Annotated in this window: 23 protein-coding genes and 3 tRNA genes; 11 read left to right on the top strand and 15 right to left on the bottom strand. The window is 75.8% G+C overall.

What is annotated here, in order from left to right; genetic code table 11:
* Positions 1-9 precede the first annotated feature (9 nt).
* The 7 genes from Cph01nite_RS03615 to Cph01nite_RS03585 all read left to right on the top strand — a co-directional run bounded on the left by Cph01nite_RS03615 (position 10) and on the right by Cph01nite_RS03585 (position 7,020).
* Positions 10-900, top strand: coding sequence for an ABC transporter ATP-binding protein (locus Cph01nite_RS03615; RefSeq protein WP_203671217.1), 891 nt, complete (start codon positions 10-12; stop codon positions 898-900).
* Complete coding sequence (locus Cph01nite_RS03610; RefSeq protein WP_203671216.1) at positions 897-1,769, top strand: ABC transporter permease; 873 nt, start codon at positions 897-899, stop codon at positions 1,767-1,769. Before Cph01nite_RS03615 ends, Cph01nite_RS03610 begins: the two co-directional genes overlap by 4 nt.
* Positions 1,770-1,812: 43 nt before the next feature.
* The gene (locus tag Cph01nite_RS03605; RefSeq protein WP_203671215.1) at positions 1,813-3,033 is read left to right on the top strand and encodes a sensor histidine kinase; all 1,221 of its coding nucleotides are present in this window, start codon (positions 1,813-1,815) and stop codon (positions 3,031-3,033) included.
* Positions 3,030-3,659 carry a response regulator gene (locus Cph01nite_RS03600; RefSeq protein WP_203671214.1) on the top strand — a complete coding sequence of 210 codons (630 nt, stop codon included), beginning with the start codon at positions 3,030-3,032 and terminating at the stop codon, positions 3,657-3,659. Before Cph01nite_RS03605 ends, Cph01nite_RS03600 begins: the two co-directional genes overlap by 4 nt.
* 79 nt (positions 3,660-3,738) lie before the next feature.
* Positions 3,739-5,280, top strand: coding sequence for a sensor histidine kinase (locus Cph01nite_RS03595; RefSeq protein WP_203671212.1), 1,542 nt, complete (start codon positions 3,739-3,741; stop codon positions 5,278-5,280).
* Complete coding sequence (locus tag Cph01nite_RS03590) at positions 5,277-5,951, top strand: response regulator transcription factor (RefSeq protein WP_203671210.1); 675 nt, start codon at positions 5,277-5,279, stop codon at positions 5,949-5,951. The genes Cph01nite_RS03595 and Cph01nite_RS03590 overlap by 4 nt, the downstream gene beginning before the upstream one ends.
* Before the next feature lie 37 nt (positions 5,952-5,988).
* Entirely contained in the window at positions 5,989-7,020 is a 1,032-nt protein-coding gene (locus Cph01nite_RS03585; RefSeq protein WP_203671207.1) for an adenosine deaminase, read from the top strand.
* A gap of 79 nt (positions 7,021-7,099) precedes the next feature.
* Here the strand turns inward: Cph01nite_RS03585 and Cph01nite_RS03580 are convergent, their stop codons facing one another.
* The 4 genes from Cph01nite_RS03580 to Cph01nite_RS03565 form a co-directional block, all read right to left on the bottom strand.
* Positions 7,100-8,926 (bottom strand): alpha/beta hydrolase, encoded by a 1,827-nt coding sequence (locus tag Cph01nite_RS03580; protein ID WP_203671205.1) that lies wholly within the window; start codon positions 8,924-8,926, stop codon positions 7,100-7,102.
* A gap of 186 nt (positions 8,927-9,112) precedes the next feature.
* The gene (locus Cph01nite_RS03575; RefSeq protein WP_203671203.1) at positions 9,113-10,258 is read right to left on the bottom strand and encodes a UDP-N-acetylmuramate dehydrogenase; all 1,146 of its coding nucleotides are present in this window, start codon (positions 10,256-10,258) and stop codon (positions 9,113-9,115) included.
* Positions 10,259-10,267: 9 nt separating this feature from the next.
* Positions 10,268-11,593, bottom strand: a complete 1,326-nt coding sequence (locus tag Cph01nite_RS03570) for an MFS transporter (protein ID WP_203671201.1) — start codon at positions 11,591-11,593, stop codon at positions 10,268-10,270.
* The gene (locus tag Cph01nite_RS03565; protein WP_203671199.1) at positions 11,590-12,993 is read right to left on the bottom strand and encodes an MFS transporter; all 1,404 of its coding nucleotides are present in this window, start codon (positions 12,991-12,993) and stop codon (positions 11,590-11,592) included. Before Cph01nite_RS03565 ends, Cph01nite_RS03570 begins: the two co-directional genes overlap by 4 nt.
* 194 nt (positions 12,994-13,187) lie before the next feature.
* Here Cph01nite_RS03565 and Cph01nite_RS03560 point away from each other — a divergent pair, with 194 nt between their 5' ends.
* The gene (locus tag Cph01nite_RS03560) at positions 13,188-14,252 is read left to right on the top strand and encodes a LacI family DNA-binding transcriptional regulator (RefSeq protein WP_203671536.1); all 1,065 of its coding nucleotides are present in this window, start codon (positions 13,188-13,190) and stop codon (positions 14,250-14,252) included.
* A 62-nt stretch (positions 14,253-14,314) separates the two neighbouring features.
* Here the strand turns inward: Cph01nite_RS03560 and Cph01nite_RS03555 are convergent, their stop codons facing one another.
* The 5 genes from Cph01nite_RS03555 to Cph01nite_RS03535 form a co-directional block, all read right to left on the bottom strand.
* Positions 14,315-14,749 (bottom strand): MaoC family dehydratase, encoded by a 435-nt coding sequence (locus tag Cph01nite_RS03555; RefSeq protein ID WP_203671198.1) that lies wholly within the window; start codon positions 14,747-14,749, stop codon positions 14,315-14,317.
* Positions 14,746-15,198: an FAS1-like dehydratase domain-containing protein gene (locus Cph01nite_RS03550; RefSeq protein WP_203671196.1), complete on the bottom strand. Its 453-nt coding sequence runs from the start codon at positions 15,196-15,198 to the stop codon at positions 14,746-14,748. The genes Cph01nite_RS03555 and Cph01nite_RS03550 overlap by 4 nt, the downstream gene beginning before the upstream one ends.
* A 32-nt stretch (positions 15,199-15,230) precedes the next feature.
* Positions 15,231-15,401, bottom strand: a complete 171-nt coding sequence (rpmG, locus tag Cph01nite_RS03545; protein WP_089798398.1) for a 50S ribosomal protein L33 — start codon at positions 15,399-15,401, stop codon at positions 15,231-15,233.
* A 93-nt stretch (positions 15,402-15,494) separates the two neighbouring features.
* Positions 15,495-15,571: transfer RNA gene (locus tag Cph01nite_RS03540), tRNA-Met, on the bottom strand.
* A 58-nt stretch (positions 15,572-15,629) separates the two neighbouring features.
* A tRNA-Thr gene (locus Cph01nite_RS03535) sits at positions 15,630-15,702 on the bottom strand.
* 149 nt (positions 15,703-15,851) lie between these two features.
* On the opposite strand from Cph01nite_RS03535, the gene Cph01nite_RS03530 reads away from it, so the two are divergent.
* On the top strand, positions 15,852-16,280 hold the full coding sequence (locus tag Cph01nite_RS03530; RefSeq protein ID WP_203671194.1) for a hypothetical protein: 429 nt from the start codon (positions 15,852-15,854) through the stop codon (positions 16,278-16,280).
* Positions 16,281-16,342: 62 nt separating this feature from the next.
* Here the strand turns inward: Cph01nite_RS03530 and Cph01nite_RS03525 are convergent.
* Positions 16,343-16,424, bottom strand: a tRNA-Tyr gene (locus Cph01nite_RS03525).
* A 253-nt stretch (positions 16,425-16,677) separates the two neighbouring features.
* Here Cph01nite_RS03525 and Cph01nite_RS03520 point away from each other — a divergent pair.
* Complete coding sequence (locus Cph01nite_RS03520) at positions 16,678-17,175, top strand: YajQ family cyclic di-GMP-binding protein (RefSeq protein ID WP_203671192.1); 498 nt, start codon at positions 16,678-16,680, stop codon at positions 17,173-17,175.
* 18 nt (positions 17,176-17,193) lie between these two features.
* On the opposite strand, the gene htpX is transcribed toward Cph01nite_RS03520, so the two are convergent.
* Together htpX and Cph01nite_RS03510 are read right to left on the bottom strand one after the other, a co-directional pair.
* Positions 17,194-18,063 (bottom strand): zinc metalloprotease HtpX, encoded by an 870-nt coding sequence (gene htpX / locus Cph01nite_RS03515; protein WP_203671190.1) that lies wholly within the window; start codon positions 18,061-18,063, stop codon positions 17,194-17,196.
* A gap of 167 nt (positions 18,064-18,230) precedes the next feature.
* Entirely contained in the window at positions 18,231-19,616 is a 1,386-nt protein-coding gene (locus Cph01nite_RS03510; protein ID WP_203671188.1) for an FAD-dependent oxidoreductase, read from the bottom strand.
* A 209-nt stretch (positions 19,617-19,825) separates the two neighbouring features.
* On the opposite strand from Cph01nite_RS03510, the gene rarD reads away from it, so the two are divergent.
* Positions 19,826-20,746: an EamA family transporter RarD gene (rarD, locus tag Cph01nite_RS03505; RefSeq protein ID WP_203671186.1), complete on the top strand. Its 921-nt coding sequence runs from the start codon at positions 19,826-19,828 to the stop codon at positions 20,744-20,746.
* A gap of 30 nt (positions 20,747-20,776) precedes the next feature.
* Here the strand turns inward: rarD and Cph01nite_RS03500 are convergent, their stop codons facing one another.
* The 3 genes from Cph01nite_RS03500 to Cph01nite_RS03490 form a co-directional block, all read right to left on the bottom strand.
* The gene (locus Cph01nite_RS03500; RefSeq protein ID WP_203671185.1) at positions 20,777-22,351 is read right to left on the bottom strand and encodes an RDD family protein; all 1,575 of its coding nucleotides are present in this window, start codon (positions 22,349-22,351) and stop codon (positions 20,777-20,779) included.
* A gap of 70 nt (positions 22,352-22,421) precedes the next feature.
* On the bottom strand, positions 22,422-23,189 hold the full coding sequence (locus Cph01nite_RS03495) for a PP2C family protein-serine/threonine phosphatase (RefSeq protein ID WP_203671183.1): 768 nt from the start codon (positions 23,187-23,189) through the stop codon (positions 22,422-22,424).
* A 13-nt stretch (positions 23,190-23,202) separates the two neighbouring features.
* A complete protein-coding gene (locus Cph01nite_RS03490) occupies positions 23,203-24,210 on the bottom strand; it encodes a polyprenyl synthetase family protein (protein ID WP_203671181.1) in 1,008 nt (335 codons plus the stop codon).
* Between the last annotated feature and the right edge of the window lie 88 nt (positions 24,211-24,298).

The following is a 24,298-nucleotide window of genomic DNA, read 5'->3' as shown; positions in this document are numbered from 1 at the left end:
CTGGTCGGCATGGCGACGACGAGAGCCCCGGCCGTCCTGGTCGAGGGGCTGCACAAGAGGTACGGCGACAAGCGCGCCGTCGACGGCCTGGACCTGCGCGTCGAGCACGGCGAGATCGTGGCCGTGCTGGGTCCCAACGGCGCGGGCAAGACCACGACGGTCGAGACCCTCGAGGGGTTCCGGCGCGCCGACTCCGGGCACGTGCGCGTGCTCGGCGAGGACCCCGCCCGCGCCGGCCGGGCCTGGCGGTCCCGGCTGGGCGTGGTGCTGCAGGACAACCACGACCTCGCCGAGGTGACGGTCGGTGAGGTCGTGCGGCACGTGGCCGGCTTCTACCCGGCCCCCCGTGACCCCGACCAGGTCATCGACGCCGTGGGCCTGCGGGAGAAGGTGTCCACGCGCACGCGTGCGCTCTCCGGCGGGCAGCGCCGCCGGCTCGACGTCGCGCTCGGCGTCGTCGGCGACCCCGAGCTGCTGTTCCTCGACGAGCCCACCACGGGGTTCGACCCGCAGGCGCGGCACGACTTCTGGGACCTCGTGGAGTCGGTCCGCGCGCAGGGCACCACGATCCTGCTGACGACGCACTACCTCGAGGAGGCCGAGCGCCTGGCGGACCGCGTCGTGGTCGTGGCGCACGGCCACGTCGTCGCCGAGGGCGCCCCGGCGGACCTGGGAGGGCGCGGGGCACGACGCGCACGGGTGCGCTGGACCGTCGACGGGGTGCGCCACGAGGAGGCGACGGACACCCCGACCGCGCTCGTCGCACGACTCGCCGCGCAGGTCGGCCGGCCCGACGGGGAGGTCCCCGGCCTGCAGGTCCTGCGCCCCACGCTCGAGGACGTCTACCTGGGGCTCATCGGCGGCACGGGGACGGACGCGCACGAGGAGGCGGCACGGTGACCACCACGACCGGCACCACCGACCCCCGCACGGCGCCCGGCGCGCGGCCGACCGCACCCGCCCTGCCGGGCCTGGCCCGTCTCGCCTGGTCCCGCACGACCTACGAGGTCGTCGGCTTCTTCCGCGAGCGCGACGCCGTCGTGTTCGTGTTCGCCTACCCCATCCTCATGCTGGCGATCTTCGCGGCCGCGTTCGGCTCCGACTCCGAGGTGCTGCCCGGGTCGGGGGTGTACTTCCCCCAGTACTTCCTGCCCGGGATGGTCGCCACCGGCGTCATGCTCTCGAGCTTCCAGAACCTCGCGATCTCGATCGCGGCGGAGCGCGACGACGGCACCCTCAAGCGCCTGCGGTCGACCCCCCTGCCCCCGACCGCGTACTTCCTGGGCAAGACCGGGCAGGTGCTGCTGACGGCCGGCGTGCAGACCGCGCTGCTGCTGGTCGTCGCGGCCGTGGTGTTCGACGTGCCGCTGCCGACGGACGCGGGCCGCTGGTGGACGTTCGCGTGGGTCTTCGCGCTCGGGACCGCCGCCGGAGCGGTGTGCGGCGTGGCGTACTCCTCGGTCCCTCGCTCCGGGCGTTCGGCGAGCCCTGTGGTGATCCCGGTGGTGCTGGTCCTGCAGTTCGTGTCCGGCGTCTTCTTCCGGTTCGACGAGCTGCCGACGTGGATGCAGCAGCTGGCGTCCGTCTTCCCGCTGAAGTGGGTCGCGCAGGGGATGCGCTCGGTGTTCCTGCCCGACGAGGCCCGGGCGCTGGAGCCGGCGGGCACGTGGCAGCACGGCGCGACGGCCGCGGTGCTCGCGGCCTGGTTCGTCGCGGCGCTCGTGGTGGGTGTGCGGACCTTCCGCTGGCGGCGTCGGGACGACGGGTGAGCGGCGTCGACCGGCCGCACCGGGGCGTGGCAGAGTCGCGCCCATGAGCACCGCGTCCGACCCGGAGCGCGAGCGCCGCACCGTGGACCGCCACGCCTTCTGGGTGCGCACGCTGCGGATGTACGACCTCGTGTTCGTCGGCATGGCGACCGTCTACCTGGTCGCGGTGCTGGCGCAGGGGGACGGGGTCGCCGACGCCGTCGTGCCGGTGACGACGATGGCCCTGCTCTCGGTCGCGTACGTCCTGGTCGGCCGGCGCGGTGCGCGGCGCGGCGACGGGCGGCTGGCCGACGCGTACCTCGTCGTGCTGGTCGTCGTCGTGGTCGGGCAGGTCGCCAACGGCGACATCGGCTCGGTCCTGCTGTTCCTCGCGTACACGCAGATCTGGTTCTTCGCCCGCGCGCGCGTCGCGGGGGTCGTGTGGTCGTCCGTGCTGACCGTGGGCATCACGGTGGCCGCGGTGCTGCGCGTGCAGGCGACCGGCCCGCAGGTCGCCGAGATCGCCGCCCAGTTCGGCACGGCGCTGCTGTTCGCCGTCGTCCTCGGCCTGTGGATCACGCAGGTCGCCGAGCGCAGCGAGGAACGCGCCCACCTGCTCGACGAGCTGGGCGCCGCGCAGGACGCGCTCGCCGCGTCCCACCACGCGGCGGGGGTCCTCGCGGAGCGCGAGCGGCTCGCGGCGGAGATCCACGACACCCTCGCGCAGGGGTTCACGTCGGTCGTCATGCTCGCCCAGACCGCGTCGGTCGAGCTGGCCCGCGGCCACACCGACCGGGTCGGCACCCGGCTCGCGCGCATCGAGGACGTCGCGCGGGACAACCTGGCCGAGGCCCGCGCGCTCGTCGCCGCGTTCGCCCCGCCCGACCTGCAGGACGGCACGCTCGCGGACGCCCTGGTGCGGCTCGCCGCACGGTTCGGTGCCGAGACGGGCGTGCACGTCGACGTCGTCGACGACGCGGGCGACGCGGCAGGGTCGGAGGCCCAGGTCGTGCTGCTGCGCGCGGCGCAGGAGTCGCTCGCCAACGTGCGGCGCCACGCGGGCGCGTCGCACGTCGTGCTGCGGCTCGCGCAGGAGGACGACGAGGTCGTGCTCGAGGTCGTCGACGACGGGCGCGGGCTGCCGGCGGGCACGCCCGAGGGCACCGGGCTGCGCGGCATGCGGGCCCGCGCCGACGCCGCGGGGGGCACGCTGGACGTGACGGGAGCCCCCGGCGACGGGACGTGCGTGCGCCTGCGCGTCCCCGCCGGTCGGCGGGTGTCATGACCGTCCGCGTCGTCGTCGTGGACGACCACCCCGTGGTGCGCTCCGGGATCGTGGCGCTGCTCGACCTCGAGCCCGACCTCGAGGTCGTCGGCGAGGCCGGCGACGGCGAGCACGCGGTGGCCCTGGCCCGCGAGCTGCGCCCCGACCTCGTCCTCATGGACCTGCGCATGCCGGGCACGGACGGGGCGGCGGCGACCGCCCGGATCGTCGCGGAGCCGGGCGGCGTGCACGTACTGGTGCTGACGACCTACGAGACGGACACCGACATCCTGCGGGCCGTCGAGGCCGGCGCGACGGGCTACCTGCTCAAGGACACCCCGCGCGAGCAGCTCGTGGCCGGGGTGCGCGCCGCAGCACGTGGCGAGTCCGCGCTGTCGCCGTCGGTGGCACGCCGGCTCGTCCAGCAGGTGCGTGGCGACAGCGGCGACCGGCTCACGCCCCGCGAGCGCCAGGTCCTCGCGGGCGTCGCCCGCGGGCTGTCGAACGCCGCCGTGGGGCGTGAGCTGTTCATCACCGAGGCCACGGTCAAGACGCACCTGCTGCGGGCCTTCGCCAAGCTCGGGGTGGACGACCGCACCCGCGCCGTGACGGTCGCGATCGAGCGCGGGATCCTGCCCGGGGCGTGACCCTCCCGCGCCCGGGCGGGCAGCGCCCGGCGCTCGGACGGACCTGCTGCCGGGGTGGGCCCGCGACCATACTGTGCGCATGCGGAACGGGCCGACGACGGGGCACGCCGTCGCCGTGCCCGCGGAGCCGGCGCGCGGGCCGACGTCGCGCGTCACCGTCCGGGGCCGGCTGATGACCGCCGTCGTCGCCCTGACCGCGGCGGCCATGACCATCTCGGGCGTGACGGGCCTGGCGCTGCAGCTGCGTGCGACCGACGCGCGGATCGACGACTCGCTGAGCCGGGCCGTCAGCGCCCTGCGCACCACCCAGGCGGGCGGCACGATGCAGCCCGACGGCACCGTCGCCCCGTGGACGTCGGTGCGGGAGCTGCTGCGCCAGGCCGTCGAGGCGCGGGTGCCCGGGGAGCACGAGGGCGTGGTGTCGATGATCAACGGCACCTTCGACTTCCGCCCCGCCGACGAGACCCGCGCGATCCGTCTCGACACCGACGAGGAGCTCCTGGCGTGGCTGGCCGCGCGCCCGGCCGACGACCCGCTCGCCGCCCTGCCCCGGACCGTCCGCACCTCGGTCACCGAGTACCGGCTGGTGGCCGTCCCCGTGAGCCTGGCGACCGAGCCCGACGTCGCCGGGATGCTGGTGGTCGCGTCGGACCGGACCGCGCAGAACGCCGGCGTGTGGCGGATCTTCCTCACGTACTCGGCCGTCGGCCTGGCCGCGCTCGCGGTCACGTCGCTCGTCGCGTGGTTCGTCGTCGGGCGCATGCTGCGCCCGGTGCGGGTGCTGCGGGACACGGTGCGGCGCGTCACCGAGTCCGACCTGTCCGAGCGCATCGACGTCACCGGCAAGGACGACCTGGCGGACCTCGCCGCGTCCGTCAACTCGATGCTGGAGCGCCTCGAGCGCGCGTTCGGGTCGCAGCGCGAGCTGCTGGACGACGTGGGCCACGAGCTGCGCACCCCGCTGACCATCGTCCGCGGCCACCTCGAGCTGGTGGACCCCGGCGACGAGGCCGACGTGCGCGCCACCCAGTCGCTCGCCCTCGACGAGCTCGACCGCATGCAGCGGCTCGTCGACGACCTCGTGACGCTGGCGACCGCCGACCGGCCGGACTTCGTGCGGCGCGCCCCCGTCGACCTCGGACGCCTCACCGACGACGTCCTGGAGAAGGCCCGCGGGCTCGGCGAGCGCCGGTTCGTCGTCGTCGCACGCGCCGACGTCGTCGTCGAGGTCGACGCGCAGCGCATCACGCAGGCGTGGCTGCAGCTGCTCGCCAACGCCGTGCGCTTCTCGGCGCCGGGGTCGGTCGTGCGGCTCGGCAGCGAGGTCTCCGGCGGGCGCCTCCTGGTGTGGGTGCGTGACGAGGGGCCGGGCGTGCCACCGGCGGAGGAGGCCCGGATCTTCGAGCGCTTCCACCGCGGGCAGGCCGACCGCGTGCAGCACGGTGCCGGGCTGGGCCTGCCGATCGTCGCGGCCATCGCCGCGGCCCACGGGGGGCGCGTGTTCCTCGAGCACCCCCCGCCCGGCGCCGGTCCCGGCGTCGGGTTCGTCCTCGACCTGCCCGCCGTCGGCCTCGTCGACGGCGACGCCGAGTCCTTCGAGCTCGTGGAGCCCCACCGATGACCCACATCCTGATCGCCGAGGACGAGGAACGCATCGCCGCGTTCGTCGCCAAGGGCCTGCGCGCCCACGGGTACGAGGCGACCGCCGTCCTGACCGGTGAGGCCGCGCTCGAGCGCGTCGAGTCCGGGGGCGTGGACCTGCTGGTCCTCGACCTGGGCCTGGGCGACATGGACGGCTTCGAGGTCCTGCGGTTCCTGCGTGCCGAGGGCTACGACCTCCCGGTGATCGTGCTGACGGCCCGCTCGTCGGTGACCGACACCGTGACCGGCCTGGAGTCCGGGGCCGACGACTACATGGCCAAGCCGTTCCGGTTCGAGGAGCTGCTCGCCCGTGTCCGGCTGCGGCTGCGCAGCCAGCCGCCGACGGCCGCCCGGGGCAACGTCCTGGTCCACGGCCGCCTGCAGCTCGACCTGCGCACGCGCCGGATGCGGGTCGACGACACGGAGGTCGACCTCTCGGCCCGGGAGTTCGCGCTCGCCGAGACCTTCATGCGCAACCCGGGCGACGTGCTGACCCGCGAGCGGCTGCTGTCCGAGGTGTGGGGGTACGACTTCGACCCCGGCTCCAACGTCGTCGACGTGTACGTGCGCTACCTGCGACGCAAGCTCGGGGCCGAGCACTTCGACACCATCCGCGGCGTCGGCTACCGGCTGGTGGACGCGCGCGCGTGACACGGCCCCGAGCCGCGCGCCTGGCACACTGGCCCCGATGCGCGACCTGACCCTGCTCCCGAAGGCGCACCTGCACCTGCACTTCACGGGGTCGATGCGGGTCGCGACGCTGGCCGAGCTGGCCGCGGAGCAGCGCGTCCGGCTGCCGTCCGTGCTGCTCGACGACGACCCGCTGCGGGTGCCCGCCGGCGAGCGCGGCTGGTTCCGGTTCCAGCGGCTGTACGACGCGGCGCGCGCGTGCGTGCGCGCCGAGGCGCACATGCGGCGGATCGTGGCGGAGGCCGCGGCCGACGACGCCGCCGAGGGATCGGGTCGTCTCGAGATCCAGGTGGACCCGACGTCGTACGCGCCGTTCGTCGGGGGCCTGACCCCGGCCCTCGAGATCGTCCTGGACGAGGCCCGCGCCGCGCAGGCGACCACGGGCGTCGAGATCGGCGTCGTCGTCGCCGCGTCGCGCATGCGGCACCCCCTCGACGCCCGGACCCTGGCGCGGCTCGCGGTCCGGCACGCGGGCGACGGCCCGGGCGAGGTCGTCGGGTTCGGCCTGTCGAACGACGAGCGGCGCGGCACCACCGCCGAGTTCGCCGGGGCGTTCGCCATCGCACGCCGCGCAGGGCTGCTGAGCGTCCCCCACGGGGGTGAGCTGCTGGGTCCGGCACACGTCGAGGAGGTGCTCGACCACCTGCACCCCGACCGCCTGGGCCACGGCGTGCGCTGCGGCGAGGACCCCCGCGTGCTCGACCGCGTCGTCGAGCGGGACGTCCCGCTCGAGGTGTGCCCGGCCTCGAACGTGTCGCTCGGCGTCTACGCCGGGCCGGCCGACGTGCCGCTGCGCGCCCTGGTCGACGCGGGAGCGCGTCTGGCGCTCGGTGCGGACGACCCGCTGCTGTTCCGGTCCCGTCTGGTCGACCAGTACCGCATCGCCCGCGAGGAGCACGGGTTCACGGACGCGGGGCTGGCCGACCTGGCGCGGGCCTCGATCACCGCGAGCGCGGCGTCCCCCGGCACCCGCGCCCGGCTGCTCGCGGGCGTGGACGCGTGGCTCGCGACGGAGCCCGTCGCGGTCTGACCGCACCCGTCGGGGAGCTCACCGACGCGAGGTGGGGGCCGGCGTGCACCGGCCCCCACCCGTCCCCGCCGTCGGGGCGTCAGGACGTGCGCGGCGTCGCCCCCGGGACCGGCGGCACCACCGGCGGCAGCGACCGGGGCTCCTGCGCGGAGCGCGTCTGCGGCTGCTCGACGAACGGCTGGGCGTCGCCGACGCACGTCGCGCCCTCGGCCGGCAGCTCACCGCTGAGCAGGTACCGGTCCACCGCGCCGGTCACGCACGCGGACGTGCCGTACGCCACGTGCCCCCAGCTGTCGGACGACAGCAGCCGGCTGTGCGGCAGCTCGCGCGCCGCGGCCTGCGCGCCCTCGTAGGGCGTCGCGGGGTCCCACAGGTTGCCGACGACCAGGACGGGGGCCACGGTCCGGGCGTCGAACGGTCCCCGGTACGCGTCCTCGTCCTGCGCCGTCCACGAGCGCGTCGCGCACTGCGTCGACAGCCACGTCCAGCGCGGCCCGAACCCGGGTGCCGCGGCCTCGGAGGCCTGCGCCGCGCCGATCCACGCCTCGCCGCGGCGCGGGCCGAGCGCGTCGGCGCACACGACGCCGGAGAACGCCTCGAACCCGTTGGCGTACGTCGTGTCCCGACCGAAGACCTCGGACAGCGCCACGAACCGCCGCTCGGCCTCGACCAGGTCCTCGAGCGGGACGTCGAACAGGGCGAGGAGCTCGCGCGCGGCCTGCTGCCGCAGCTCCGCGTTCTCGGGGGTGTCGGGCAGCTGCAGGTGGTGCACCGCCCAGACCACGGTGTCCACGCGCTGCGCACCGACGGGCGAGTAGAGCTCACCGAGCACGAGCGCGACCACGTCGGCGTACGCCAGCTCACCCAGTGGCGCGCCGCTGTCCGGGTCCGGCAGGCCGACGGGCGCGACCCGCAGCGCGTCGGTGACCTGGGCCCAGACGTCGCGCGGCGCTCCCAGGCCCGCCGTCCGGCACACGTCGGGGCCGGCCGCCCCGCACCGGTCGAGGACCTCGAGCATGCTGCGCCACCCGGCCGCACCCGACCCGATCCGGTCCGTGACGGGCGTCCCCGCCGTGCGCCGGGTCCCCGCCCACGCCCACGGGTCGATCACCCCGTCGATCGCCAGGACCCGGTTCCGGTCCGGGAAGAGGTTCGCGTACACCTGGCCCAGGACGCTGCCGTAGGAGAAGCCGAGGTAGCTGAGCCGCTCGTCGCCGACGGCCCGCCGGAGCACGTCGAGGTCGCGCGCCACCTGCGCCGTGGACATCGACGCGCTGAGCGGCGCGCCGGTCGTCGAGCAGCCGCGGCCGAGCGCGTGGGCCGAGGCCAGGAAGCCGGTCGTCTCCTGCTCGGTCGTCGGGAAGGCCACGAACATCCCGGCGAGCGCCTGCGTCTGCGCCGACATGTCGGCGAAGCAGCGCACCTGCGCGGAGTAGCCCACGCCGCGGGGGTCGAACCCGACGACGTCGAACCGGGCGAGCACCTCGGGCGAGAGGAAGGCGTGCGCGTCCACCGCCATGTCGACGCCCGAGCCGCTCGGACCGCCGGGGTTGAGGAAGAGCGTGCCGATCCGTGCCTGCGGGTCGGTGGCCGGCACGCGCAGCAGCGCGATGCGCGTGGTGCCGCGGCGGGGCTGGTCGTAGTCGAGCGGGAGGTCCACCGTGCCGCACTCGGCGGTCGTGCCGGCCGCCTGCGAGCAGTCCGTCCAGCGCGGGTCGGGCGTGGGGACGCGGTCCACGCGCGCCGCCTCGACGCGGCTGGTCCGGTCGTGTCCCGGGTGCCCGGGGTGGCCCGGGCCGCGGCCGTGGGCGGCCGCCCCGGCGGAGGTCAGCGTGGTCACGGTCAGGGCCAGGCAGGCCGCGACGGCGGTCGCGGCGACGGCATGACGGGTCGGTGGTCGTCTCATGGGTGCACCCCCTGCACGGCGCCCGCCGGTGCTCGGGTGCCCGGCCGTCGGCGCACCGCCAGCCTGGCCCGACCGGACGGGCGCGGGCATCGGCCGCGGGGGTGGGACCGGACCCGTCGTGCGGCCGATGCGTCGCACGGGTCCCGCGGGTAGTCTTCCGCGCCCGCCTGCGGGGTGTCGGTACGGCTAGAGCGTGTCGCCGACCAGCACGGGCTCGGCCTCCAGGAGGACGCCGAACCGCTCGCGGACACCGCCGCGCACCTCGCGGGCCAGCGCCAGCAGGTCCGCGGCGCGCGCGTCCCCGCGGTTGGTCAGCGCGAGCGTGTGCTTCGTCGACAGCGTCGCCGGACCGGGCGCACCGTGCCCGCGCCCGAATCCCGCGTGCTCGATCAGCCAGGCGGCGCTCGTCTTGGTGGCGCCGTCGGGCATGGGCCAGCGGGGGGCGTCGGGGGGCAGGGTGACCGCGGCGGCTGGCGTGAGGACCGGGTTCGTGAAGAACGACCCGGCGCTCCACGTGTCGGGGTCGGCCTCGTCGAGCACCATCCCCTTGCGCCCCCGCAGCTCGAGCACCGCGGCCCGCACGTCGGCCAGCGGCGCGCGCTCCGCCACGGCCACGCCGAGCGCCCGCGCGAGCTCGGGGTAGACCACGGGCGCGGCCAGGGACCCCTGCCGGAGCTGGAACGTCACGTCGAGGACGACGTAGCGGGGGGTGGGACCCCACGGAGCCGCCGGGTCCGACGGGTCCGGGCGCATCGACCGCTTGAGGGTCGACGTGCGGTACCCGAACCCGAGCGCGGCGAACGGCAGGGTGCGCACGCGCCGCCGTCCGCGGTCCCACACCCGCACCTGCGAGACGGTCTGGGCGACCTCCTGGCCGTAGGCGCCGACGTTCTGCACGGGCGTCGCCCCGGTCGACCCGGGGATGCCGGACAGCGCCTCGACGCCGACGAGCTCGTGCGCGACCGCGTACGCGACGACGTCGTCCCACACCGTGCCGGCCGGCACGGTGAGCGTGACGCCCGCGCACGCGGACGCGTCCGGGACGGTGATCCCCCCGCGCACGTCGCGCACGACGACGCCGTCGAAGCCCGCGTCCGCGACGAGCACGTTGGACCCGCCGCCCAGCACGAGGAGCGGCTCGCCCGCGTCGTCGGCCGTGCGCACGACGTCGACCAGCTCGTCCTGCGTCGTGGTCTCGACGTACCGCCGGGCAGGCCCGCCGACGTGCAGCGTCGTCAGGTCGGCGAGGGCCGGCGTCCCGGCGTGCGTCGGGACCGCCGGTCGCGCCGGCTCGGGGGCCGGGCCGGGCAGGGCGCAGGTGTCGGGCTCCACGCGCCCAGGCTAGTGCGCGCGCGGCGACGCGGCCGCGACGGCGGGCGTCACCGGCAGCGGGCGGGCCGCGGACATGACCAGCAGGCCCAGCACGACGGGCGCGAGGATCGCCAGCAGCGCGTGCCGGTACCCGACGTGCTCGGCCAGCAGGCCGAGCAGCGGCGGACCGGCCAGGAACGCCGAGTACCCGATGGTGGAGACCACGGCCACGCGCGGTGCGGCCCGCAGGGGGTCGTCGGCGGCGGCGCTCATCCCGACGGGGAACCCGAGCGCCGCGCCCATGCCCCACGCCACGACCCCGGCGAGCGCGAGCCACAGCTGGTCGGCGAGGCCGAACACCAGGAGCCCGACGGCCGCGAGCCCGGCGCACAGGCGCAGCACCGCGACGCGCCCGTACCGGTCGAGCAGCGGGGTGCCGAAGAGCCGCATCGCCGTCATGGCGGTGACGAACAGGCCGAAGCCGATGGCACCGGTGGCGTGGCCCGTGTCGAACCCGTCGACGACCGCCAGGCTGACCCAGTCGTTCGCGGCGCCCTCGGTGAGGGCCGCCGCGAGCACCACGAGGCCGATGAGGAGGGTCCGCGGCTCCAGCCACGCGCGCAGCGCCGCGCGCGCCGCGCCGCGCGGGGCCGGTGCGCCGGTCACCGCGCCGGCGGGGGCGGTCGGCGCCTGCGCGCGGTCCAGGTCGCCCGCCGGGCCGTCGTCCGGGCCGCGGTCCGGGCCGCGGTCCGGCTCGGGACCGGCGAGGAACGCGCGCACGGCCACCGCGACCGCGACGGAGGACAGCGCGACGACGACGGGCAGGTGCACCTGCACGGGCACGTGCAGCGCGGCCGCGCCGGCGGCGAGGCCCGCGGCCGCCATGGTGCCGAACGAGAACCCGGCGTGGAACCGGGGCATGACCGTGCGCCCGAGCCGCTGCTCGACGACCGCTCCCTCGATGTTCATGGCGGCGTCCCACACGCCCGCGCCGATCCCGGCGAGGACCAGCCCGGCGCCGACCAGGACCACCTCCCCCAGGGCGACGCCGAGGGAGGCCACCGCGAACCCCAGGGCGTTGAGGACGGCGAAGCCGAGGACCGTGCGGCGGGCCCCCAGCCGCTCGACGACCATCCCGGACAGCGGCAGCGAGAACAGCGACCCGAAGGCGCCGATCAGCAGCAGCACGCCCATGCGCTCGGGCGTGAGGTCCAGCGCGTCGCGCACGGCGGGGAGCCGCGCGGCCCACGAGGCGAAGTTCACGCCCGAGAGCAGGAACACCGCGAACACGGCCGCCGAGGCGAGCCGGACGTCGTGCGGGGCGGGTGCGCGACCGGCGTCGGCCATGCGGCTCATCGTGCCCCACCGCGCGTCGCGGGTCGAGGTGCGCGCCGACGCGGGCGGGCCCGGCCGGACGGCCCGGGGCGCACGTGGCGGCGCGCCCGCTCCAGCCGGTCGAGGCCGGGCTCGGGATCGGCTCCGGCGTCGGCCGCGCCGGGGGCGGCGGGTGCGTCGGCGATCTGCTCGCGGGCGACCGTGGGCGCGACGACGACGCTCGCCACCATCGCGGCGACGATGAGCACGAGCGCGTGGCGGGCGCCCACCGACTGCGCGGCGAGGCCCAGGACGGGCGGCGCGACGAGCGAGGCCATCGCCGCGAACGCCGAGACGACGGCCACGCGGCCGGCCGCGCGCACCGGGTCGTCGGACGCCGCGGCGATCCCGATCGGCACCGCGAGCGCGGCGCCCGCGCCCCACAGCACGACACCGGCCGACGCGAGGCCGAACGTCGGGGCGAACCCGAAGGTCAGGAGCCCGACGACCGAGGCGACACCGGACGCGCGCAGCACCGCCACCCGCCCGCACCGGTCGATGAGGCGGGTACCGAGCAGCCGGACCGCGGTCATGGAGGCGACGAACAGGCCGAGGACCGCGCCACCGACCGACTCGCTGCGCCCGAAGCCGTCGACGACCGCGAGGGACAGCCAGTTGTTGGCGGCGCCCTCGGAGAACGCGGCCGAGAGCACGACGACGCCGACGAGCAGCGTGCGGCGCTCCCGCCACGCGTCGAGCGCGCTGCCCAGCCGCCCCGCGCGCCGCCGGGCGACGCCCGCGGCGGCGCCGACGGGAGCGACGGCGGCGGGGGCGACGGCGGCGCGCTCGTCGGACTCGACGGCGGATACCGGCAGCACCACGCCGGGCAGGGACGCCAGACGCCACACCACGACGACGACCGCCGTCAGCGGCAGCTGCACGGCCACGGGCACGCCGGTGGCGGAGGCGAGCGCGCCGGTGGCCGAGCCGAGCACCGCGCCGATGGAGAACGCGGCGTGGAACTGCGGGATCACGGTGCGCCCCAGCGCGCGCTCGACGCGTGCCGACTCGACGTTGATCGCCACGTTGCCGAGGGCGACCGCGACGCCGTTGAGGAAGATGCCGGTCGCCAGCAGGCCGCGCGAGCCGACGGTCGGGCCGACACCCAGCAGCACGAGCGCCGTGGCGAGCACACCGGTCGACAGCAGCAGCACGCGGCGGCTGCCGAGGCGCTGCAGCACGACGCCGGACGCGGTGACCGTGAGCAGCGAGCCGACGGAACCCACCAGGAGCAGCAGGCCGAGGTCCGCCGTGCTGAGGTCCAGCAGGTCACGCACGGTCGGGATACGCGCGAGCCAGCTCGCGAAGGCGACGCCGGCGAGCGCGAAGAGCCCGACGAGCAGGAGGCGCGCGCGGGCGACGGCCGGGGCGGGACGTGTCACAGAGGAGCTCCGAGGCGGGGGACGAGGCGGTGTCCCGGCACGACGCAACCTGGCCGCGACGGTCGAATCGATTCGATCCCCGCCGGTGACGGTGTCGAATCGATATGAGGGGACGGCACCATCCTGCGGGTACGCTGACCGCGACGTCAAACGTCAGCCCTGACCCTTGCCTCGCCGGCCCCGGAGGTCCCGCCCTGTCCGCGCAGCGCACCACCCTGGCCGACGTCGCCGCGAGGGCCGGCGTGTCCGTCTCGACCGCCTCGCTGGCCTTCTCGGGGTCCGGGCCGATCGCCGACGCCACGCGCTCGCGCGTCCTGGACGCCGCGCAGGCCCTGGCGTACGCGGGCCCGAACCCGCTCGGACGCCAGCTGCGCCGCGGCCGCTCGGGGATCGTCGGGGTCATCATGGGCGACGCCCTGCGCCGCGCCTTCCGGGACCCGGTCGCCGTCCAGGTGCTCGACGGGCTCACCAGCACCCTCGGCCCGCTCGGGCTCGGCGTGCTGCTCGTCCCCGGACCGCACGACCCCTCGCAGCCGGCCGTCGACCCGCTCCTGGAGTCCGCGGCGATGGACGTCGCGGTCCAGATGTGGGGCGGCACCACCGACGACCCGGTCCTCGAGATGCTGCGCCGACGCGGCACGCCGACGGTCCTCGTCGAGGGCACGCCCCAGCCCGACGTCGCGGCGGTGGGCATCGACGACCAGGGCGGGATGACCGAGCTCACGCGGCACCTGCTCGACCTCGGTCACACCCGGATCGCCACCGTGACGCTCCCCTTCGACCGCGACCGGTCCGAGGGCGCCGCGACCCCCGCCCGCCTCGCCCGCATCTCGTGGGAGATCACCCGGCGCCGCCTCGCCGGCGTCAGGGACGCGGGCGTGACCCCGACCGTCGTGTACGAGACCCCGGCGTCCCTCGTCGAGAACGGCGCAGCCGCCGGGCGGGCGCTGCTCTCGGCACCCGACCGCCCCACCGCGATCCTGTGCCAGTCCGACCTGCTCGCGTCGGGCGTCGTGCTCGCCGCACGCGAGCTGGGCCTGCGCATCCCGCAGGACGTCTCCGTCGCCGGGTTCGACGGCCTCGACCTGCCGTGGCTCGCACCGGACGTGCTGACGAGCGTCGCCCAGCCGCTCGCCCGCAAGGGCGCCGTCATCGGGGAGGCCGTCGCCGAGCTCCTGGCGGGGCGCACCCCGGAGCCGCGGGTGCTGCCCGTGGAGCTGCGGGTCGGGACGACGACCGGGCCGGTCCCGACCACCTGACGCACCGCCCCGACGGCACGACCCGGAGCCGGACGGGCGGGTCGGGGAACCAGGCGGCCAGGTCAGGCCGCGGCGAGCCGGACGACCGCCTGCGCCTTGCCCAGCACGCGCGCACCCTCGACGGTCACGGTCAGGTCGACGCGCACCGTGCCGGCGTCGGCGTCGAGCGCCCCCACCGTGGCGACGACCTCGACCGCGGCCTCCCCGGGGTCGGGCACGGGCACGGGCCGCGTGAAGCGCGTCTGGTAGTCGACGACGGCGCCGGGGTCGCCCGCCCAGTCGACGACGACGGTCACGGCGGCTCCCATGGTCCACATGCCGTGCGCGATGACGCCGGGCAGCCCCACGGACGCGGCGACCCGCTCGTTCCAGTGGATGGGGTTGAAGTCCCCCGACGCCCCGGCGTACCGGACGAGGCGGGCCCGGTCGACCGTCAGGGTGCGCCGGGCGACCTCCTGGCCGACCGTGAGCCCGGCGGCGACGGGCCGGGCGCTCACGCGTCGTCCTCGGGTCGCACGGCGAGCGTCGAGACGACCGTCGCCACGGGCTGCCCGCTCACGTCGGCGATCTCGCACCGCGTGGTGATCATCGACAGTCCGGCGCGCTGCGTCACGGCGTCGACGTGCAGCGCGGTGCGCAGGTGGTCGCCCGCGTGGATCGGCCGGTGGTGCGTGAACCGCTCGTCGGCGTGGACGACGCGGCTGAAGTCGATGCCCGCGGCGGGGTCCTCGACGTACTGCGCCTCGGTGCGCTGCGCGATCACCACGGCGAACGTGGGGGGCGCGACGACGTCGGGGTGGCCGAGCGCGCGGGCCGCCTCCACGTCCGTGTGGGCGGGGTGCGTGGCACCCGTCGCCTCGGCGAACTCGCGCAGCTTCTCGCGGGAGACCACGTACACGTCGCCGGGCGGGTAGGCCCGCCCGGCGAAGGTGGTGTCGACCGGCACGTCAGTGGATCAGTCGGCTGGTACGAGCCGCGTCAGCGGGTCTCGCGGTGCACCGTGTGCTTGTTGTCCCGCGGGCAGTACTTCTTCATCTCGAGCCGGTCGGGGGTGTTCCGACGGTTCTTCTTGGTGATGTAGTTCCGCTCCTTGCACTCCGTGCAGGCGAGCGTGATCTTGGGGCGGACGTCCGCGCTCTTGCTGGCCATGTCTGTGTCACCTCTCGCGCCCCGCTGGGGCGGCGTTCTTCTCCTGGCGCGCGCCGGCCGACGCACGCTGCTGCGACGGATGGTCGCCGGACGTGGTAGCGGGAGCGGGATTCGAACCCGCGACACCACGATTATGAGCCGTGTGCTCTAACCACCTGAGCTATCCCGCCACAGCGGTCGTGCCCCGGGCCGACCGTCCGAGGACGATCGGCCCGTGACACACCACAGAGCCCCGAAAGGGAATCGAACCCTTGACCTTCTCCTTACCATGGAGACGCTCTGCCGACTGAGCTATCGGGGCAGCGCGGACCAGAGTACACGGGCCGCGGGGTGCCCGTGAAATCGTCTCCCGCGCGCCCGCGGACGACGCACGGGCGCGCCCCACGCCAGGCCTGCCCGAACCGTTTCAGCTCGTCGCGGCACGTCGGCCCGCGTGCCACGATCCGGCCCATGCGCACCCCTCGTCACCGTCACGGCCGCCTGGCCGTCACCGCCCTGTCCGTGGCCGCCCTGCTGACCGTCAGCGCCTGCAGCGGCGGGGACGAGGGCGTCGACCCCTCGACCGCCGACTGGCCCGCCGCGGTCACCCCCGCGGACGCCGACGGCGAGTTCTGGGTCGTCTGGACCGCCGTCGCCGAGGACGGCGACGACCCGGCACTCGCCACGGAGGTCGCCCGCCTCGCCGACGAGGGCTACGAGGTCGAGCCCTGGTCCCCCGCCTGCCAGTCCGGGGCGCAGGAGCAGCTCGCGGGCCTGACGGACTTCGCCGAGCCGGTCGGCGTGGGCGTGGCGTTCGCCTCGGAGCAGGACGCCGGCGTCTTCGACACGCGCGACGCGGGCACCACGATCTCGCTCACCCGCGGCACCTGGACCTGCTGACCACCCGCTCCCGCACGGGACGACGAAGGGGGCGTCCTGGTCAGGACGCCCCCTTCGGAACGTGGCGGGTGAGGGATTCGAACCCCCGTAGGCGTTGCCAGCTGATTTACAGTCAGCCCCCTTTGGCCACTCGGGTAACCCGCCAAGGGGCGCGCGGCCGCGTCGTCGACGTCGCCCCCGGTGTCCGACCGGTCTGTGCGACTGGTCGTACGGCGGGGCCGGCGCGTCCGCGCGAACGGCGTGCGGATGGAAGGATAGCAACTCCCAGAGGGGGCTCGTGCACACGGCCGCGTCGCGGCCCGCGGACGACCGCCCGCGCGGCCGCGCACGACGCAGCGGCACGGCCCCCGCCAGCACGGACGCAGACGCACCCGCACGGGTGACGGGAGGGAGCAGCATGGCGAGCGAGTCCTCGTTCGACGTCGTCAGCAAGGTCGACCGTCAGGAGGTCGACAACGCGCTGAACCAGGCCGCGAAGGAGATCACGCAGCGCTACGACTTCAAGGGCGTCGGCGCCTCCATCTCGTGGAGCGGCGACAGCGTCCTCATGGTCGCGAACTCCCCCGAGCGCGTGCTCGCGGTGCTCGACGTCTTCCAGACCAAGCTCATCAAGCGCGGGATCTCGCTCAAGGCGCTCGACACCGGTGAGAACGAGCCCCAGCCGTCCGGCAAGGAGTACCGCCTCGCGGGGGCCATCAAGGAGGGCCTGAGCAGCGAGATCGCCAAGAAGCTCGCGAAGATCGTCCGCGACGAGGGCCCCAAGGGCGTCAAGACGCAGATCCAGGGCGACGAGCTGCGCGTGACCGCGAAGAGCCGCGACGACCTGCAGACCGTCATCGCGCTGCTCAAGGGCGCCGACGTCGACGCCGCCCTGCAGTTCGTCAACTACCGCTGACGGCCCCGGGCGGCGGCCTCAGTACCGCGTGATGCCGCCGCCCGCCATCGCCTCGAGGCGCGCGATCCGCTCCGGCATCGGGGGGTGCGTCGCGAACAGGCGCCCCATCCCGGGCCCGCGGAACGGGTTGGCGATCATGAGGTGCGACACGTCGACGAGCTCGCGGTCCTGCGGCAGCGGACGGGCCCGCGCACCGGCCTCGAGCTTGCGCAGCGCCGACGCCAGCGCGAGCGGGTCGCCGGTGAGCCGGGCGCCGTCCTCGTCCGCGTCGTACTCGCGCGTCCGGGAGATGGCCAGCTGCACCATGGTCGCCGCGAGCGGCGCCAGCAGGACCATCAGCAGGCCGGCGATCGGGTTGCCCCCCTCGCGCCGGTCCCCGCCGCCGAAGAACAGCGCGAACTGCGCGAGCGACGTGATGACGCCGGCGACCGCCGCCGCGACGGACGACGTGAGGATGTCCCGGTTGTAGACGTGCATGAGCTCGTGGCCCAGGACGCCGCGCAGCTCCCGCTCGTCGAGGATCGCCAGGATGCCGTCCGTGCAGCACACGGCGGCGTTCTTGGGGTCGCGTCCGGTCGCGAACGCGTTGGGCGCCATCGTCGGCGACACGTAGAGCCGCGGCATCGGCTGCCGCGCCGCCGTCGAGAGCTCCCGCACGATCCGGTACATCGCCGGCTGCTCGATCTCGCTGACGGGACGGGCCCGCATCGCGCGGATCGCGATCTTGTCGGAGTTCCAGTAGCTGTAGCCCGTCATCACGACGCCGAGCCCCGCGAAGACCCACAGGTACCGGGCCCCGCCGACGAGCCACCCGACGCCGAGGAGCACGGCCCACATCGCGCCGAACAGCGCGGCCGTCTTGAGCCCGTTGTAGTGCCGATGACCCATCGGTGTCCCTCGTCCTCCCCACGCCCGGAGTCGTGCGTCCCGGCGCACCACGTCCAACGCCCGTCGGGTCGGCGGCGTTCCCGCACCGGCCCACCACGCCGTCTCCCCCGGGCGCGCGCGGGCCCCCGGACGGTCGGTCGTCCGGGGGCCCGCGGGTCGGCTGCTGCTCAGTCCTGCGGGAGCTCGCGGCCGAGCGCGATCGCGACCATCTGCTCGCGCGGCACGACCTTGACGCGCTCGCGCCCCTGCGGCTCGCCCAGGGACCGCTCGTAGGCGTCCAGGAGCTCCCAGCCGGTCCACTCGATGGTGTCGGCGCCGCGCTGCACGAGGAAGTCGAGGACGGCCTGCGGGTCCCGCTCCGTCGCGGTGTAGAACCCGTCGCCGGCGGCGGCGACGTCCTCGCCGAGGTGGCGGATCGTCTCGGACGCGTCGGACTTGGTGTGCCCGATGAGCCCGACCGGCCCGCGCTTGATCCAGCCGGTGGCGTACACCCCGTCGAGGTGCTGGCCGTCGACGTCGAGCACGCGCCCCTCGCGGTTGGGGATGACCCCGGCGACGTCGTCGAACGGGATGTCGACGAGCGGCGAGCCGAAGTAGCCGACCGCCCGGTAGACGGCCTGGACCGGCCAGTCGTGCATCTGGCCCGTGCCGGTGACGTTGCCGTCGCCGTTGAGCACGGTGCGCTCGGTGCGCAGCCCGACGACCTTGCCGTCCTCGCCGAGGACCTCGACGGGCTTGTGGAGGAAGTGCAGGTGGATGCGGCGCGACGCCGTGAGGTCCTCCGGCTCCTTGAGGGTCCAGTCCGTGAGGGTCTTGACGACCTGCTTGGTCTGGTTGCTCGAGTGGATCGCGGCCATCGAGCCCTCGTCGAACTCGAAGTCCTCGGGGTAGACGATCGTGTCGACGTCCGGCACGTGGCCGAGCTCGCGCAGCTCCAGCGGCGAGAACTTCGCCTGCGCGGGGCCGCGGCGGGCGAAGACGTGGACGTCGGTGACCGGGCTGGCCTTGAGCAGGTCGTAGACGTTGGCCGGCACCTCGGTGGGCAGCAGGTCGTCGGCGTGCTTCGCCAGGATCCGCGCGACGTCGAGCGCCACGTTGCCCGCACCGAGCACGGCCACCTGGGTGGCCTCGAGCGGCCAGGTGCGCGGGACGTCGGGGTGCCCGTCGTACCAGGACACGAAGTCGGCCGCGCCGTACGAGCCGTCGAGGTCGATGCCCGGGATCGGGAGCGCGGCGTCGCGGATCGACCCGGTCGAGAAGATCACGGCGTCGTAGAACGTCCGCAGGTCGTCGAGCTTGAGGTCGGTGCCGTAGTCGACGTTGGCGAGGAGGCGGATGTCGCCGCGCTCCAGCACCTTGTGCAGCGCCACGATGATCTGCTTGATGCGCGGGTGGTCGGGCGCCACGCCGTAGCGCACGAGGCCGAACGGGGCGGGCAGCCGCTCGAACAGGTCGATGCTGACGTCGAGATCGGTCTTCGACAGGATGTCGGCCGCGTAGATGCCGGCCGGACCGGCGCCGACGATCGCGACGCGCAGGGTCGGGGTGCTCACGGGACCTTGGTGCCTTCCGCTCTGGGGAGCCCTCACGCGACGGGGCGTCCTGCCGGAGCCGGCGTCGCGCCTGGCGGCCGAGCGCCCGCCGTCGGTGCGAGAGCAGTGCACCCCAAGTCTAGGACGGGACCGCGCACCGGCTCGACGTCCACTCCACGATACGGACAGTCCACGATGTGGGACGGTGCGACGGGGCCTACAGTCGGCGGGTGGACGCCCCCGCCCCGGGCCGCCGCGGCGGGCTCGCCGCCGGTGTCGCCGCCTACGCCCTGTGGGGCGCCCTGCCCCTGTACTTCCCGCTGCTCACGCCGTCCGACCCCGTGGAGATCATCGCCCACCGGGTCGTCTGGTCGCTGCTGTTCTGCCTCGTCCTGCTGCAGGTCACCGGGACCTGGCGCGCGTACGTCACGATCCTGCGCGACCGGGGGCTGCTGCTGCGCCTGAGCGCCGCGGCCGTGCTGCTCGCCGTCAACTGGCTCGTGTTCGTCCACGGCGTCACCACCGGTCACGTCGTCGACGCCGCCCTCGGCTACTTCATCAACCCGCTCGTGACGATCGCGCTCGCCGTGCTCGTGCTCGGCGAGCGGCTGCGTGCCGTGCAGTGGGTCGCCGTCGGCTGCGGGACCGCCGCGGTCGTGGTCCTCACCGTCGGGTACGGGCGCCTGCCGTGGATCGCGCTCGTCCTGGCCGGCAGCTTCGGCACCTACGGCCTCATCAAGAGCCGGGTCGGCCCCCGCGTCGCCGCGCTGCCCGGGCTCGCCGCCGAGACCACCGTGCTGACCCCCGTCGCGGTGGTCTACCTGGTCGTGCTCCACGCCGTCGGGGCCGGGACCTTCGCGCTCGACCTGCACGGCCTGGCCCTCGTCGGCACCGGCGTGCTCACCGCCGTCCCCCTGCTGCTGTTCAACTCGGCCGCACGGCGGCTCCCGCTGACCACCGTCGGGCTGCTGCAGTACCTCGCCCCGGTGCTGCAGCTCGCCATCGGCGTCCTCGTCGCCGGCGAGCGCATGCCGCTCGCCCGCTGGTGGGGGTTCGGCCTCGTGTGGCTCGCGCTGGTCGTCCTCACCGTCGACGGCCTGCGGCACTCCCGCCGTCCCGCACCGCCCGCGCGTCCGGCACCCCCCGCCTGACCGGCCGCGGACGGGTCGACCGGGCGTCCGTCAGTCGTCCTCGACGCGCGCCTCACGGTCACCGAGCCGGACCGTCCAGCCCGCACCGACGAGCGCGCGGGTCCCCGCCGGCAGCACCCGTGCGTGACCCGTCGGGTCGACGACGACCGTGCCGTTGGTGGACCCGCGGTCCGTCACCCAGATCGCCGTGTCCTCGTCGGCCGTCGCCGGCTGCGGGCCGAACTCCGCGTGCACGCGCGACAGGGAGCGCGCCGCGTCGTTGAGCACGACGACGTGCAGGATGTCCTGCCCGTCCTCCGCCCGCGGACCGCGGCCCACCAGCCCACGGCCGACCACCCGCACCCGCTCGCCGGTGTCGAAGTGCAGCGCGAGCGTGCCCGTCCGGCGGCGCAGCGACTCCGGGTCCCGGACGCGGGTGTGCTCGAGCTCGGCGAGGTCCTCGTCCACGTGGGGCGGGACCACCGCCGGCGACGGCTCGGGCGGACGGGCCGCACCGCGATCGCGCCGGCCGGCAGCGGGAGGCGGCGGCAGGAGGTCGGCCTCGGGCCGGCCGGGAGCGGGGGACGGCGCACCCTGCCCCGTGGGCGCGGCGGGGACGAGGTCAGGTGCCGGGGGCTCGACCGCGGCCACCGGTGCGGACGGGGCACCCCCGCCCGGTGAGGGCGGCGGGGCGAACAGGAAGTCGTCGAGCCGCGGAGCGGGAACCGGCGCCGTCGCCGGCGCGGCCGTGTCGGACGGCGGGGTCGGGGTCCACGGCCGCGACGTGCCGCGCGGCCCGCTCGGCGCCGACGCGCGGGGCTGCCGGCCCGACACGGGCTCCTGCGCACCCGCCGGCACGACCACCGTGCCCGACGCCTTGTCGTGCCAGCCGCGACGCCGGGGACCGGAGTCCCACGCGCCCGACGCGGCCACGACCCAGTTGCCGACCAGGCACGCCAGCGCCCCCACGCCCACCAGCAGCTGACGGACGAACGCCCGTGGCACGCCGGGGGCCTCGCCCGTGCGCTCGTCGACGGTGCGCAGGCCGAGCAGGCGCGCACCGACCGTCGCACCGCCCCGGCCCTCGGCGACCACCTGACCGACGCCGACGACCAGCGCCAGCAGCCCCGGCAGCACCGCCGACCCCCGCCCGACGAGCTGGACGAGAAGAAGTCCCACGCCCACCGCCGCGGCGGCGACCAGCACGTCGACCGCGTACGCCAGGACCCGCGTGCCGATCGCCGGGGCCCCCGCCGACGGCCGCGCGGCCTGCGGGCGCGCCGGGCGAGCGGCCGCCCGCACGTCACGAGCCGCCGCGTCCGCGTCGAACGCCGCCGTGCGCGCCGACGGCGCCGGGAGGGACGACCCGCCCGGCAGCGGCGCGGGCGCGCCGGACGCCGGCGGGCGCAGCCCGCTCGACGACGTCGCCGGGGGGACGGGCGAGCCGGGCACCGCCGTGCCCGCGCCGCCGGCGGCACCCGAGGCGGCACGGCGCGCGGACAGCCCGCCCGCACGGGGCGCGTCCTCGTCGTGCGTCGGCTCCTCGTCCTCGGAGGCCGGGCGCGCGATGAGCGGGACGCGCGCACCGCAGACCGCGCACGAGCCGGCGTCGGGGGCGAGCGGCATGCCGCACGATGCGCAGCGCGGAGCCGAGGCGCGGGTGCTCACGGGCGGTCCTCCGGGGTCGGGTGCGCGGTCATCGTGCCACGTCCGCGCCCCCCGACGCGCCCGGCTCCCGGGTGACGGCCACGGCGTCCACGACGACCACCGTCACGTTGTCCTGCGCCCCCGCGGCGAGCGCCTCACGGACCAGCCGCTCGGCGGCCGCCCGCGGGTGCCGCTCGGCCCGCAGGACGGCCTGCACGCGGGCGTCCGGCAGGGTGTCGGTCAGGCCGTCGGAGCACACCACCATGCGGTCGCCGCGGCTCACGGGGAACATGCGCAGGTCGGGGTCGACCCGCGACGCACCCCCGCCCAGCACCCGCGTCACGACGTGCCGGCGCGGGTGGCGCGCGGCGTCCTCCACCGGGACCAGCCCCTGCTCGACGAGCTCGGCGACCTCGGAGTGGTCGCGCGTGAGCTGCTCGAGCATCCCCCCGACCATGCGGTACGTCCGCGAGTCCCCGACGTTGAGGACCAGCCAGCAGGCCTCACCGGCGTGCTCGGTGACCACGACCCCGGTCAACGTCGTCCCGGGGCGCCGCTCCCCCTCGACGGGCAGGCCGCGCACCCGCCGGTGCGCCTCGCGCACCACGCGGGTCACGTCGTCCAGCGTCGGGCTGGTCCCCGCCAGCTCGCTGACCACGTCCACCGCGAGGCGCGACGCGACCTCCCCCGCCTCGTGGCCCCCCATGCCGTCGGCGACGACGAACAGGCCGTCCGACGCCCAGGCGGTGTCCTCGTTGGTCTCCCGCGCCGCCTGGTCGGTGGCGACGGCGGACCGCAGCCGGACGCCCGCGACCATCACCGCGCCCGCATCACGACGCGCGGTCGACGAGCGCGTCGGCGAACGCGACGAGCGCGTCCTTGACCGGCCCCGCGGGCAGCGGGCCCAGCTCGGTGACGGCCTGGCGGGCCATCTCGACGGCGCGGCGGCGCGTGAGCGAGACGACCTCGTGGCCGCGCAGCGCCTCGACGGCGAGCGCGAGGTCGGCGTCGTCGGTCAGGTCGGAGTCGAGGAGCGCCAGGACGTCGCGGTCGCTCGACCCGGCAGGCGCCGCCGCGGCGCGCGAGCGCAGGAGCAGCGCCGGCATGGTCGGGACCCCCTCGCGCAGGTCGGTGCCGGGCGTCTTGCCGGTCACCGTGCCGTCGGACGTGAGGTCGATGACGTCGTCGGCCAGCTGGAACGCGACACCGATGGTCTCGCCGAACTGCGTCACCGTGCGCACCACGTCCGGGCGGCAGCCCGCGAACATCGCCCCGAACCGTGCGGACGTGGCGATGAGCGAGGCCGTCTTGTCGGCGAGCACCTGCAGGTAGTGGGTGACCGGGTCCTCGCCGGGCCGCGGGCCGACGGTCTCGTGGAGCTGACCGAGGCACAGGCGCTCGAAGGTCTGCGCCTGGATCCGCACCGCCTCCGGCCCCAGTCCCGAGACGATCGACGACGCCCGGGCGAACAGCAGGTCACCGGTGAGGATCGCGACCGAGTTGCCCCAGACCTCGTGCGCCGACGGCGCCCCGCGCCGCACGGGCGCCGAGTCCATGACGTCGTCGTGGTACAGCGTCGCCAGGTGCGTGAGCTCGACGACGGCGGCCGCGTCCACCACCTCACGACGGTTGCCGTCACCGAGCTCGGCCGTGAGCAGGGTCAGCAGCGGACGCAGCCGCTTGCCCCCGGCGTTGACGAGGTGGCTCGACGCGTCGTGGGCGATCGGGTCGGCGTACGTGACCGCGTCGCGCAGCAGCTCCTCGACGAGCCGGAGCCGCCCGGTGAGTCGCTCGGCGAGCGCGGCGTCGTGCAGCGGGAGGGCGAGGGCGGTCGTCACAGCACGAACCTATCCGCCCGGCGGCCGAAGGGCTGAACCGGGGACGGGGGATGTCCGGTCGCTCCGGGTCCGTCCCCCGCCCGTCGGA

The sequence above is a fragment of the Cellulomonas phragmiteti genome, from assembly GCF_016862775.1.
Classification (GTDB): domain Bacteria; phylum Actinomycetota; class Actinomycetes; order Actinomycetales; family Cellulomonadaceae; genus Cellulomonas; species Cellulomonas phragmiteti.
This window is presented reverse-complemented; position numbering and strand designations above follow the sequence as displayed.

Coding starts and splice junctions, on each gene's coding strand:
- Cph01nite_RS03615 (WP_203671217.1), top strand. CDS start 10: ATGGCGACGACGAGAGCCCCGGCCGTCCTGGTCGAGGGGCTGCACAAG.
- Cph01nite_RS03605 (WP_203671215.1), top strand. CDS start 1,813: ATGAGCACCGCGTCCGACCCGGAGCGCGAGCGCCGCACCGTGGACCGC.
- Cph01nite_RS03600 (WP_203671214.1), top strand. CDS start 3,030: ATGACCGTCCGCGTCGTCGTCGTGGACGACCACCCCGTGGTGCGCTCC.
- Cph01nite_RS03595 (WP_203671212.1), top strand. CDS start 3,739: ATGCGGAACGGGCCGACGACGGGGCACGCCGTCGCCGTGCCCGCGGAG.
- Cph01nite_RS03590 (WP_203671210.1), top strand. CDS start 5,277: ATGACCCACATCCTGATCGCCGAGGACGAGGAACGCATCGCCGCGTTC.
- Cph01nite_RS03585 (WP_203671207.1), top strand. CDS start 5,989: ATGCGCGACCTGACCCTGCTCCCGAAGGCGCACCTGCACCTGCACTTC.
- Cph01nite_RS03580 (WP_203671205.1), bottom strand. CDS start 8,926: ATGAGACGACCACCGACCCGTCATGCCGTCGCCGCGACCGCCGTCGCG.
- Cph01nite_RS03570 (WP_203671201.1), bottom strand. CDS start 11,593: ATGAGCCGCATGGCCGACGCCGGTCGCGCACCCGCCCCGCACGACGTC.
- rpmG (WP_089798398.1), bottom strand. CDS start 15,401: ATGGCCAGCAAGAGCGCGGACGTCCGCCCCAAGATCACGCTCGCCTGC.
- Cph01nite_RS03530 (WP_203671194.1), top strand. CDS start 15,852: ATGCGCACCCCTCGTCACCGTCACGGCCGCCTGGCCGTCACCGCCCTG.
- Cph01nite_RS03520 (WP_203671192.1), top strand. CDS start 16,678: ATGGCGAGCGAGTCCTCGTTCGACGTCGTCAGCAAGGTCGACCGTCAG.
- htpX (WP_203671190.1), bottom strand. CDS start 18,063: ATGGGTCATCGGCACTACAACGGGCTCAAGACGGCCGCGCTGTTCGGC.
- Cph01nite_RS03500 (WP_203671185.1), bottom strand. CDS start 22,351: ATGCCGCTCGCCCCCGACGCCGGCTCGTGCGCGGTCTGCGGTGCGCGC.
- Cph01nite_RS03495 (WP_203671183.1), bottom strand. CDS start 23,189: ATGGTCGCGGGCGTCCGGCTGCGGTCCGCCGTCGCCACCGACCAGGCG.